Origin of the sequence: Paraliobacillus sp. X-1268 (assembly GCF_003426095.1) — a bacterium.
GTDB classification, from domain to species: domain Bacteria; phylum Bacillota; class Bacilli; order Bacillales; family Amphibacillaceae; genus Paraliobacillus_A; species Paraliobacillus_A zengyii.
Map to the genome: position 1 here is coordinate 44,075 of NZ_QJSK01000014.1, position 12,163 is coordinate 56,237.

General features: G+C 36.4%; 12 protein-coding genes. 10 read left to right on the top strand and 2 right to left on the bottom strand.

The window, feature by feature from the left end; genetic code table 11:
• The first annotated feature begins 223 nt into the window (after positions 1-223).
• The 3 genes from D2K62_RS13765 to D2K62_RS13775 all read left to right on the top strand — a co-directional run bounded on the left by D2K62_RS13765 (position 224) and on the right by D2K62_RS13775 (position 3,660).
• Positions 224-1,570 (top strand): copper amine oxidase, encoded by a 1,347-nt coding sequence (locus D2K62_RS13765; protein WP_112179404.1) that lies wholly within the window; start codon positions 224-226, stop codon positions 1,568-1,570.
• Positions 1,571-1,630: 60 nt separating this feature from the next.
• Positions 1,631-2,254: a class F sortase gene (locus tag D2K62_RS13770; RefSeq protein ID WP_112179405.1), complete on the top strand. Its 624-nt coding sequence runs from the start codon at positions 1,631-1,633 to the stop codon at positions 2,252-2,254.
• Positions 2,255-2,463: 209 nt separating this feature from the next.
• Entirely contained in the window at positions 2,464-3,660 is a 1,197-nt protein-coding gene (locus tag D2K62_RS13775) for a NupC/NupG family nucleoside CNT transporter (protein ID WP_112179407.1), read from the top strand.
• An 86-nt stretch (positions 3,661-3,746) separates the two neighbouring features.
• Here the strand turns inward: D2K62_RS13775 and D2K62_RS13780 are convergent, their stop codons facing one another.
• Both D2K62_RS13780 and D2K62_RS13785 read right to left on the bottom strand, forming a co-directional pair.
• Positions 3,747-4,202 carry a DUF2188 domain-containing protein gene (locus tag D2K62_RS13780; protein ID WP_117161614.1) on the bottom strand — a complete coding sequence of 152 codons (456 nt, stop codon included), beginning with the start codon at positions 4,200-4,202 and terminating at the stop codon, positions 3,747-3,749.
• Positions 4,203-4,374: 172 nt separating this feature from the next.
• The gene (locus tag D2K62_RS13785) at positions 4,375-5,013 is read right to left on the bottom strand and encodes an NAD(P)-dependent oxidoreductase (RefSeq protein ID WP_117161615.1); all 639 of its coding nucleotides are present in this window, start codon (positions 5,011-5,013) and stop codon (positions 4,375-4,377) included.
• Positions 5,014-5,277: 264 nt separating this feature from the next.
• Here D2K62_RS13785 and desA point away from each other — a divergent pair, with 264 nt between their 5' ends.
• The 7 genes from desA to mvaD all read left to right on the top strand — a co-directional run bounded on the left by desA (position 5,278) and on the right by mvaD (position 12,125).
• Positions 5,278-6,297, top strand: a complete 1,020-nt coding sequence (gene desA, locus D2K62_RS13790; protein WP_112179411.1) for a Delta(5) desaturase DesA — start codon at positions 5,278-5,280, stop codon at positions 6,295-6,297.
• Between the two features lie 135 nt (positions 6,298-6,432).
• Positions 6,433-7,551: a sensor histidine kinase gene (locus D2K62_RS13795; protein WP_112179412.1), complete on the top strand. Its 1,119-nt coding sequence runs from the start codon at positions 6,433-6,435 to the stop codon at positions 7,549-7,551.
• A gap of 13 nt (positions 7,552-7,564) precedes the next feature.
• Positions 7,565-8,161 carry a response regulator transcription factor gene (locus D2K62_RS13800; protein ID WP_112179414.1) on the top strand — a complete coding sequence of 199 codons (597 nt, stop codon included), beginning with the start codon at positions 7,565-7,567 and terminating at the stop codon, positions 8,159-8,161.
• 290 nt (positions 8,162-8,451) lie between these two features.
• Positions 8,452-8,715, top strand: coding sequence for a hypothetical protein (locus tag D2K62_RS13805; protein WP_112179416.1), 264 nt, complete (start codon positions 8,452-8,454; stop codon positions 8,713-8,715).
• Between the two features lie 2 nt (positions 8,716-8,717).
• On the top strand, positions 8,718-10,079 hold the full coding sequence (locus tag D2K62_RS13810; RefSeq protein WP_117161616.1) for a tripartite tricarboxylate transporter permease: 1,362 nt from the start codon (positions 8,718-8,720) through the stop codon (positions 10,077-10,079).
• A 72-nt stretch (positions 10,080-10,151) separates the two neighbouring features.
• Positions 10,152-11,096: a mevalonate kinase gene (gene mvk, locus D2K62_RS13815; RefSeq protein ID WP_117161617.1), complete on the top strand. Its 945-nt coding sequence runs from the start codon at positions 10,152-10,154 to the stop codon at positions 11,094-11,096.
• A 51-nt stretch (positions 11,097-11,147) separates the two neighbouring features.
• Positions 11,148-12,125 carry a diphosphomevalonate decarboxylase gene (mvaD, locus tag D2K62_RS13820; protein WP_117161618.1) on the top strand — a complete coding sequence of 326 codons (978 nt, stop codon included), beginning with the start codon at positions 11,148-11,150 and terminating at the stop codon, positions 12,123-12,125.
• Positions 12,126-12,163: the final 38 nt, after the last annotated feature.

Sequence of the window (12,163 nt, forward strand, 5' to 3'; positions counted from 1 at the left end):
GACATCTTTTCACTTAGATGTCCCTTTTGTAATTACTCAACTTTCACTTTCATTTCATCAAGCTTTTAGGTCAATGATTCGCACTTGTTTTATTGATGAGAAAATTGAATGCTTATCAATAATAAAGTTCTTTCAAAAGAATTTCATTAAAAGTGATCCATTTTGAAAAACACTCCGTTAGCTAATTAGAAAATAAAATAAAAACTTTAAGAGGAGTGTTTTAATGAATTGGAAGAAAACAATTTTAGCAGTTTCATTGAGTGTACCATTATTAGTTCCAACAGCAGCAGGAGTAGTAAGTGCAGAAACGGGTGACCAAACACCTACTGTCAAAACAGAAGCTGTGGACTTGCGTTCTGACTTGAGCCATTTATTAAGCGAACACGCATTTTTAGCAATCGAAGCAATGCGTAATGGGGCTGAAGGAACTGCCGACTTTGAAGCATCTGTTGCAGCGTTGAATGCAAATACAGAAGATTTATCAGGAGCGATAGGCTCAGTATATGGAGAAGAAGCGGGACAGGCGTTTAATGAAATGTGGAGTAACCATATTGGATATTTTGTCGATTACGTTAACGCCACTGCAGCAGAAGATGAAGATGCAAAACAAGAGGCTTTAGATGAGTTATCTGAGTACAGACAAGATTTCTCGCAGTTTTTAGAGGATGCAACTGATGAAAGGCTGGAAGCTGATTCATTAGCAGAAGGCTTACAAATGCACGTAAATCAACTAATTGGTGCTTTTGATAGTTATGTGGGTGGTGACTATGAACAAGCATATACACATGAGAGAGAAGCAATTAGTCATATGCATATGGTAGCTAAGGGGTTATCAGCCGCTATTGCAGATCAGTTCCCTGATGATTTTAACAATACAAAAGCAGTAACACCTGCAGGGGATTTACGAGCTAGCCTAGATTACTTATTATCAGAGCACGCTGGTTTAGCAGCAATTACTATGCAAAATGGAATAGACGGTTCAGATGATTTTGAAGCCTCTGTACAAGCTTTAAACATGAATACTGCTGATTTAACAGATGCTATTACTTCAGTCTATGGAGAAGAAGCTGGAGAGCAGTTCAATCAAATGTGGTCTGACCACATCGGTTACTTTGTGGATTATGTACAAGCAACAGGAGCAGAAGATGAAGTGGCAAAAGAAGAAGCACTAGAGCAACTTAGTCAGTATCGTGATGATTTCTCATCCTTTATTGAAACAGCAACAGGTGGAGAAGTTCCTGCTGAAGGTTTAGCAGAAGGTTTGCAAATGCACGCTGATCAACTAATTTCAGCTTTTGATAGCTATGCAATGGAAGATTATGATGCGGCATTTACTAAAATACGTGAAGCATATGCACATATGTATGTTGCTTCTGAGATGCTAGCTGGTGGAATTGTGATGCAATCACCGGAAATGTTTGCTTCCGAAATGCCATCTGACATGCCACAAACAGGTATGGGTGGTACAAGCAACGATTCAATGAGTTGGATTTGGGTCAGCTTGATAAGTTTGACTATGCTTACAGGAGCAATAATTTTAATTCGCCAAAGAAAAGAATCACAACAATAAAGTAGCTTAACCCCATCCAATTAATTGGGATGGGGCTTATATTTTTAGGAGTGTTCTATGATGAGGAAATTAATCTGGTTGGCTTTAATGGTTCTATATGTGACTGGCTGTGCATCAACTTCAGAGGAGAAAGTTTCTGATACAGAAGAAAGAAATAGTGCTATGGTACAGGTGGAAGCAAAGGAAGAAGTCAATGCAACATCCCAAAGTAGTGTACCTGTAATTAAAGATGCAAACCTTGGTGTTGATCCTGTTACTATCGAAATTCCATCTCTTGATATCAATGCAGAAATAGAAGAGGTCGGAAGGATTGAAAATGGGCAAATGGGGGTTCCAGAAAATGTTGATAATACGGGTTGGTTTGAGCCTGGTACAAAACCAGGAAACCGTGGCAGTTCTGTCATTGCAGGTCATGTAGATGATAAGACTGGACCCTCTGTGTTTTTTAATTTAGAAGATATGGAAAACGGTGATAAGATAATTATTACTGGTGAAAATAAAAAAAGGCTTACTTTTAAAGTAGTAGGAAAAGAAGTATTTCCAAAAAATGACGCACCAGTATCCGAAATTTTTGGGTATACATCCCGTCGAATGCTTAACCTTATTACATGTACAGGTGATTTTAATAATTCCGTTGGAACACATAATGATCGATTAGTTGTCTATACAGAGTTAGTGGAATAACAATCAAACATATTTAGATAGATGGTACCTTTTACCCCCCCTTGTGAATTGACATATTAAATGTCTAACCTCTATAATAAAAAACGCAAAAATAATTGCGTGCACTTCTTTCTTACTAGACGTTCTATCACTTTTCTTGGATAGAACGTTTATTATTGTTCCATATTACATAGAGGAGTTCATTCGAAATATAAAGGAGAGTGACATATTTGCATTTACTATGGGGGATATTTGGTATTATTGTTATATTAGCTATTGCATTTCTTTTCTCTAATAAAAAGAGATCAATTAATATCAGAACTATTATTGGTGGATTAGCGATTCAGATACTATTTGCTTTTATTGTTTTAAAGTGGGACTTGGGACAAGAAGGCTTGAGAAGGTTTACATTAGGTGTGCAACATATTATTAATTATGCAAATGAAGGTATTGGTTTTTTATTTGGTTCATTAGCAGATAGTGACGAGTTTGGAACTATTTTTGCTTTTCATATTCTACCAATTATCATATTCTTTTCATCATTAATTTCAGTGTTATATTATCTTGGCATTATGCAATGGTTTATTAAGATAATTGGTGGTGGGCTCTCAAAATTACTAGGAACAAGCAAAACTGAATCGATGTCAGCAGCTGCAAATATATTTGTTGGACAAACGGAAGCACCCCTAGTTGTACGACCTTTTCTGGCTAAAATGACAAATTCAGAGTTGTTTGCCGTCATGACTGGAGGACTTGCTTCTGTAGCAGGCTCGGTATTAATAGGTTACTCCTTGTTGGGAGTACCATTAGAATATTTACTAGCGGCTAGTTTTATGGCTGCACCTTCAGGTCTTATTATGGCTAAAATAATCATGCCAGAGGTAGAGCAATCGAAAACTACTGATAAAATTGAATTGGAGAAGGATACAGAAACCGTCAACGTTATTGATGCAGCAGCAAAAGGTGCATCAGATGGTTTGAGTTTAGCGTTGAATGTTGGGGCGATGTTACTCGCATTTGTTGCATTAATAGCCTTGGTTAATGGAATTCTAGGGATATTTGGAGGAATAACATTGCAAGGGATTCTCGGTTATATCTTCTCTCCAGTAGCGTTTGCAATTGGTGTGCCATGGTCGGAAGCTTTACAGGCAGGTAGTTTTATTGGCCAAAAGCTTGTTTTAAATGAATTTGTTGCCTATGCAGCATTTGCTCCAGAAATGGATTCACTATCACCAAAAACAAACTTAATTGTTAGTTTTGCTTTATGTGGATTTGCTAATTTCAGTTCGATAGCGATTTTATTAGGTGGATTAGGAGGTTTAGCGCCAAATCGACGTAAGGATATTGCTAAAATGGGATTACGTGCAGTAGCGGCAGGTGTATTAGCATCTTTACTAAGCGCAGCAATTGCTGGTATGTTCTTCTAAGAAGAATTGTTAATAAGTGGAGTTAAAAAGAGGCCTTTAATTTAATTAAAGGCCTCTTTTTAACTAAGTATTTATTTTTGGTTTGCTTATTTTGAATAATTAATCTGTTCTTGAATATCCCCATTTTGCTTATGAATAATGAGACTAGTACCTTTATTTTGTGCGATCTCTTTTGCTCGTTTAATAGCATCCTCTTTTTTATCGTAAACAGCCGCAGCTTGTTTGGCGTTCTGTGTTTTCACTGCCCAACCGTCTTTGTATGAAATGACATGTTCCTCTTTTTCCATTAGTTCTGGCCGACTATTTTCCGCATTATCATCGCGAGCTCGAAGCACATCATCACGCATTTGCTTGACCTTATTTATTTCCTTTTCAGCCGCGTTGTTATACCATTCCTTAGCTTGTGATGTTGCGATGGGAATTGCTCGTCCCTCATCATATCCCTCATCGAGCATGGCATTAGCGATATCAATAGCCTTTTTTCGAGTAACAGTATCCAAATTCTTCAATGAACTCGGGTAATCAGTTGTGTCCCAAGGCATTTCAATTCCTCCTTTATTTAATCTGTTGTAAATAGCAACCATCGTTTGTTATTTGTCTTGTAACCTTTTATAACGAAGCTTAAACTTATTATGGAGGCTTTTTAGAATTTATCAAATGTAGTTCAATTTAAAAAAGCGCGAAGGAATTATCCCTTCACGCTTTATAACTTTCTTATTCTTTTTCTCCTACAACTGTGAATCGTTCATCTTCATGAACAGGTTTCTCAATTTCATCAATAACAGCAATTGCATAATCGGCATAGCTAATATAGCTGTCACCTTGACTATTAGTTATAACGTGGTCTTTTCCGGTTTGATAAGAACCAGTACGTTTTCCTTCTGCATCAAACATAATAGCTGGACTGAGATGCGTCCATGCAATGTTATCTGCTTTTTCTAATTCATCTAATGCTTTACTCATATTCGATGCTGTAGGATAAATAAAATCCGGAAAGTCTGGTGTATCCATTAACTTGGTTGTTTTCTCTGGATCAATATAAAGACTTCCTGCTCCACTAACGACAAATAATCGTGTGTTTGTTCCTTTAAATGCATCTATTAACACGCGATGAGAATCTACGTGTAAATGTTCTTCTCCTTGTGGTGCATTGAATGCATCAACGACTACATCAAATTCTTCAATGTCTGCGGTAACAATGTCGAAAATGTTTTTTTTTTTGATTGTGATAGAGGAATCGGTTACTTTTGCAGCATTACGTACAATGGCTGTTACCTCATGTCCTCTATCTTTTGCTTCTTTTAAAATTAGACTTCCTGCTTTTCCAGTTGCGCCTATAATTCCTATATTCATATTTATTGCCTCCTTAATAAAATCTAAAATGATATTGTAACCATTATAGTTACAACATTTTTTGATGTCAATTAATATACTAGTAATCCTACGAATTTTTATGTATTTCTATAAAAAGCTTTTTTAATAAGCCGCCAATTTTTATGAGCCAAGCAGTATGACATTTGTCATATAATATTATTGACATTTGTGTCTATTAAAGAGACTTAGGTACCTTTATAATAGGGTGAAGAAGAGAATGTTTTGTCCGTTAAGGAGGATATTATGAGTAAACAAAAACAAGCAGAGTTAAGAAAAACAATAGCACCTTATGAAAAATCAGACAGAAGGTCAAGTATTAATCAAATTGCAAACACCATTATTCCGTTTTTGATTCTATGGTTTCTTGCATACCAAAGCCTATCGATTTCAATCTTTCTATCAATAGCTGTTAGTATTGTAGCTGCTGGCTTTGTTGTTCGAACCTTTATCATTTTTCATGATTGTGCCCATCAATCATTTTTCAAAAACAAAAAAGCTAACCGGATTTTAGGTACAGTAACAGGTGTGATCACCCACTTCCCTTTTGAAAAATGGAAAAGAAGTCACTCGATTCACCACGCAACAAGTAGTAATTTAGATAAACGCGGTGTTGGTGATGTTTGGGTGATGACGGTAGAAGAATATCTTGCTGCGTCCTTTTGGCAGAGACTGACCTATCGTTTGTATCGTAATCCGCTTGTCATGTTTGGATTTGGTCCGTTTTATCTATTCCTTATATCAAACCGCTTTAATCGAAAAGGGGCAAAACGCAAAGAACGTCTAAATACGTATATCATTAACTTGTCTATTGCTGTAATTTACGCTAGTTTGATTGTTGCAATGGGTTGGCAAGCATTCTTGATTGTACAAGTACCAATATTATTTGTAGCAGGTGCACTGGGGATTTGGTTGTTTTATGTCCAACATCAGTTTGAAGATTCCTACTTTGAAAATGAATCAGAATGGGATTATGTGAAGGCTGCAGTTGATGGTAGTTCCTATTATAAGTTGCCAGGATTTTTGCAATGGTTAACGGGTAATATTGGCTTTCATCATGTACATCACCTAAGTCCACGTGTTCCAAATTATCATTTGGAAAAAGCTCATACATCTACACCGCCACTTCACCAAGCGACAACTATTACGTTATTATCAAGTTTACAATCAATACGTTTTCGTTTGTACGATGAAAAAAACCATGTATTTGTTAGTTTTAAAGATGTGAGCTCATTACTAAAGCAAAAATCAGCTAACAATATTTAAAGTGTAATTGGAAGAATTAAAAGCTAAATAAAGAAAGCACCTTCCAAATTGGGGAGGTGCTTTCTTTATGGGTGTTTTTTTTTTTGGTATACTTAACCAAAGAATGTTTGAATAATGTAATTAAAGGAGTAGAACATGCAAAATTGGTATCAGATTTTCCCTAGAAATACCGGGTTAAGTGTATATGCTTGGATTGCTTTTTGTGTTTTACCATTTTATTTTATTTTAAGATCTTCTTCATTATATGAAGTTATGTTTGGGATCTTGATGGTTATTATGTTTTTTATTTCCTATCGTTTATCCTTTATTTCAAAGGGTTGGGTTGTCTATCTATCCGTCATGATTGAAACAATTATAAGTGTCATAATGATATTATATTTCGTTTATGTTTATTTTTCCTTATTTTTATCTTTTTTTATTGGTAATATTAAAGATAGAGTCCGGTTCTGGACGTTATATGTTATTCATTTGTTAACTACAGTTATAACCGTTAGTGTTGGTTTCTTTACTAAAACAGAGATGTTTTTTGCGCAATTACCGTTTATTGTTATTAGTGTTCTTGGTGTAATCGTTCTCCCGATTAGTATGTATAATCGCAATAAACAAGAAAAGCTAGAAGGAGAACTAGAGGTTGCTAATAAAAAAATCTCTCAATTAATAGTCTTAGAAGAGCGTCAGCGGATTGCACGTGACTTACATGATACATTAGGACAGAAGCTATCTTTAATTGGATTGAAAACGGATTTAGCAGGAAAATTGATCGAAAAAGATCCGAAAGCGGCAAGACAAGAAATGATAGATGTAAGACAAACAGCGAGTACTGCCTTAAAAGAAGTCCGTGAAATGGTTGCGGATATGCGTGGTGTACGACTAGTTGATGAAATAGCACGTGTAAAGGAAATCATGGATGCGGCACAAATGAATATACATTTAGAAGGTACGCCCAAATTACAGAATACACCATTACTAGTAGAAAGTGTTCTTAGTATGTGTTTAAAAGAAGCGATAACAAACGTTATTAAACATAGCAAAGCTAGTAATTGTAAAGTTTCGATCCAACAGTTGTCAAATGAAGTTGTGATTAGGGTACAAGATGACGGTGTTGGTTTGGAAGAAAATGCGCAATATCAAGGGACAGGTTTACAAGGGATGAGAGAACGTTTGGATTTTGTGAATGGTAGTTTTGAGATTTCGCAAACAAATGGAACGTTACTGAAATTTAGTGTACCTACAGTAATACAACAAACATATTAGGGAGGGGTTAATAATGATTCGTATCGTACTTGCTGAAGACCAGCGTATGCTTCTAGGGGCTATTGGTGCTCTACTTGATTTAGAAGAGGATATGCAAGTTGTAGGTAAAGCAAGAAATGGGGAAGAAGCTTTAGCTTTAGTCAAAGAACAAAAGCCAGATATTTGTGTAATGGATATTGAAATGCCAGTGATGACAGGTTTAAATGTTGCAGAAGTGCTAAAAGAAGGTGTTTGTAAAGTTATCATATTAACAACTTTTGCTCGTTCAGGTTACTTTAAACGAGCAAGAAATGCCAATGTTAGTGGTTATTTATTGAAAGATAGCCCAAGTGAAGATTTAGCAAATGCTATCCGTAAAATTATTGCTGGCGAACGTATCTATGCCCCCGAATTAATTGATGTTGCTTTTGGAGAAGCAAATCCATTGACAGAGCGAGAAGAACAGGTTATTAGATTAATGGGTGAAGGGAAAAGTACAAAAGAGATTGCAGGTAAACTTTTTATTACAAACGGAACCGTTCGCAATTATATATCTGTTATTTTAGCAAAGTTGGAAGTAACGAATCGCATTGAAGCGATTGAAAAGTTTAAAGAAAAAGGATGGTATTAAAATAATAAGCGTATATTTTCTGGAACCATTTCCAATGAAAGAAATAATTAGGGGTAAATGGGCTAAGCTTCTCTGAATTAGAAGGGAAGCTTTTTTGTTTGGTGATTAATAATGAAGTTGTGACAATTATCACGGTTTTTCCACTCATATTATTGATAGTGTTTTTTAATTAGATTATAATTAAATGCGAGTCTGAAAAACTCGCAGAATCGACTAGAAATATGCTATCTTTATTTATGAACTATTAATCACTACTGAGGAAGAATGAATTTCAAATAGGAGTGATTATATTGAAAGAAAAAACTACTACTGATAAACAGAAACATACTGAAGAAAACATAGAAGTATGGGCCGATCTTGTAAATATTAAAGATTTAGTAATGGCGCTTGTAATAACAAGTGTTACAACACTTGGTGCTTATTTTATTGCTCCGAATGAAGATCCGCAACCTTTATTCTTTGGCCTCATTGGTGCTCTAATCGGTTTTGTGATTTCTAGTTTCCTCATTAAACCAAAAAGAAATTTTGATGAAGCAGAAAGTGAGGAAGAGTAAGAATGGACGCGGGCTTAATACTTCAAATGGTCATGGCAGCTGTTGCTGGGACGCTTATTTATACGATTATAGGAATAGCTCCAGGTACAGATGAAACAGCTGTTTTAGCACCAGTAACGCTTGTTCTAGTACTGACAGGATTAGAACCAATTGTAATTCTATCATTTTTTATTGCTTCCATTATTGCCAAGAAGCTAACTGACTCGATCCCAGTAGCTGTAGCAGGAATCCCAGGAGGTGTAATGGCAGCACCGATGGTTGAGCATGCACTCGTATTAAAAGCTCATGGGAAATCTGAACTTAGTATTCGTAAAATGGCGTCTGGTTCTGTAATTGGAACGCTTGTTGCAGTTCCATTAAGTTTACTTTTAGCAAATGCACTAATCCCTATTGCTGAGGATATAAAGAATTATGCTGATCCTCTTTTTTTCATTGGAGCAATCTTATTAGCGGTTATCTCCAAAAATAGGTGGATTGCACTTGTGTCTATTGTACCATTTGCTATACTTATACAAGGCCTACGTCATTTGTATTGGGGTATAGGAGTAGTGCCAGAAGGAACGACTGTTTTCATTTCGTTTTTTTTAGGTATTACGATTGGACCTATTATCTTAACGTTATTTGAATTACTGAATAAAGATAAGCGAAATGCGTTAGAAAGCTTTGATAAAAAGACAATTACCATTAACAAAAAAGATCAATATAAAGGAATACCCAACCCCTTTAAAATTCTGACGACTCAGGAATTAGGTGCCAGTACGATCTCTGCCTTTTTCGGATCATTATTTTTTATCCTGAGTCCAGTTGGGATTACAATTTTGTTAGGGGAATTGGTTTCAAGTTTTGTGAAAGATCCGATTAAAAAAAGTTCTTTGGCAATTTCGAGTATGGACGCTTTGACGAATGCGGCGTATATATCTGGAACGCTTATTCCATTAATAGCACTTGGAATCCCGTTATCTCCGGTAGCCATTGGACCAGCAAATGCATTGTTTAATGCTCCACCAGTATTCACATTAGAAAATAATATGCATCATATGTTATCAAGTGGAGATTTTGTCTGGGCGGTATTGATTGGTGCGATTGTAGCAATCGCAATTACTTATTTTATAATAATAAAATATGCGCAACGAATTTGTACGTTTGTTTTTAAATGGATTCCACATGAAGCAATGCTTGGACTTTTCTTTGGTTTAGTCCTATTATTGGCTTTCATGGATGGTGGCTGGATTAATATTGGCGGCGTATTGTTGATCGGTTTAGTAGCAGGTTTTATGCATCGATTAGGCATTAATTACGGGGTTCAATTTATGGTATTATATGCTGCACCATGGATTATTAGTAAATTAGCAGGTTTATCTTAGATAGGCAACGGGAATTTTTAATTTGCATGCCAAAAAAAATCTCGCAGATAGATTAAAAGGAGAGGCATCATCATGTTAGAACTACCACAAAAAACAGTAATAGGTAGCGCGCATAGTAAGTTAATTTTAGTTGGAGAGCACGCTGTCGTTTATGGTGAACCAGCTATCGCGCTACCGTTTCCAGAAATAGAAGTAAAAGCAACGGTTGATCAAGTTGATGGACCAATTCAGATTAATAGCAGTTTCTACTATGGTTTACTCAGCGATATGCCAGATAAGTTAGAAGGACTTGCAATCTGTATAAAAAAAACTTGTAAAGAATTAGATCAAGATGCAACAGGATTTCGTATTCAAATTGAGTCTAGTATTCCTATAGGACGTGGTTTAGGGTCAAGCGCTGCGATAGCAATTGCAATTGTTCGTAGTTTATACGCATATTATGAGCATGATTTATCGAGAAATGATTTAATGAAACTCGTTGATATTGCAGAAACATATGCGCATGGAAGTCCTAGTGGAATTGATATGGCGGCTGCGAGTAGCGAAGTGCCGATTTGGTTTGAAAAAGATAAGGAAATAGAGCATGTCTATATTAATAAGCCTTTTCATTTAGTTGTAGCTGATACTGGACGAATAGGTGACACACATGCAGCTGTCGCTAGTATCAAAGAGCAATATAAAGTAGATTTCACTGAAACGAAACTGTCCATTGCACATTTAGGCAAACTAACAACACAAGCAAGAACAGCACTTCACGATGGAGACCATTCTTTATTAGGCATGTTATTAAATCGAGCACAAGATGAGTTGTCGAAATTGGGCGTAAGTGATGAAGGCATCGATCGCTTAACAAAAGTTGCACGTAAATCAGGTGCTCTTGGTGCAAAACTGACTGGTGGAGGACGTGGGGGATGTATTATCGCCCTAGCGAAAAGTATCAAACATGCTAAAGAGATTGCTGATGATTTGTTGCATGCAGGTGCTGATCAAACATGGTATTTTACAGTTGGTGAATGAATAACAAATTGCTGAATCGAAGAAAGTAAGATTGAAAAGGGGTTTTATATCATGAAAGCTGCTGCAAAGGCACATACGAATATCGCTTTAATTAAATATTGGGGAAAACGTGATGAGCAGCTTTTTTTGCCAACAAATAGCAGTATCTCTCTTACGTTAGATAAGTTTTATACAGAAACCTCTGTTGCGTTTGATCCGGAACTAGACACAGATCAATTTTTTCTGAATGGCCAACAAGCTGACCAAAAGGAAACAGCCAAGATAACAAGCTTTCTTGATCGAATCCGTATTATGTCAGGTAAATCTCTTTATGCAAAAATTGATTCCGAAAACCATGTTCCGACTGCGGCTGGTTTTGCATCGTCTGCATCTGGTTTTGCAGCACTGGCAACAGCTGCAACAAAAGCGATTGGTTTAGATCTTGATGATCGCAAATTATCACAAATTGCCAGACAAGGTTCCGGTTCGGCAAGTCGATCAATCTTTGGAGGATATGTTGAATGGCAAAAGGGTGAAAAAAACGATGGTTCTGACTGTTACGCACTTCCGATTTTAGGTGAACAAGCATGGGATCTTCGCATTTTGTCTGTAGAAGTAACGACAAAAGAGAAAAAGATTCTAAGTAGAGAAGGAATGAAACGAACGGTTGAGACGTCCCCATTCTATTCTGGATGGCTTGAAGCTGTCGAGAAAGACCTAATTACTGCAAGAGCAGCTATTAAAGCAACAGATTTTGAAAAACTAGGACATGTAGTTGAGGCAAATGCATTGAAGATGCATGCGACAACATTAGGTGCTAATCCACCTTTTATGTATTGGCAAAGTGCTACGGTTGAGGTTCTTCAAGAGGTTCAAGAGCTTCGAGCAAGTGGAGTAGAGGCTTATTTTACAATTGATGCTGGACCAAACGTAAAAGTACTTTGTAAGCCAGAAGATGAAGCGAAAATCATGGAGAAGTTATCATTATTACCTGTTGTTCGAGAAATTCATCCTTGCCGTCCTGGACCAGGCATTTCGTATTTATCCTGAGAATGTTAGTTAAAAGTGTGATTGGAAGAGGGAGGCAC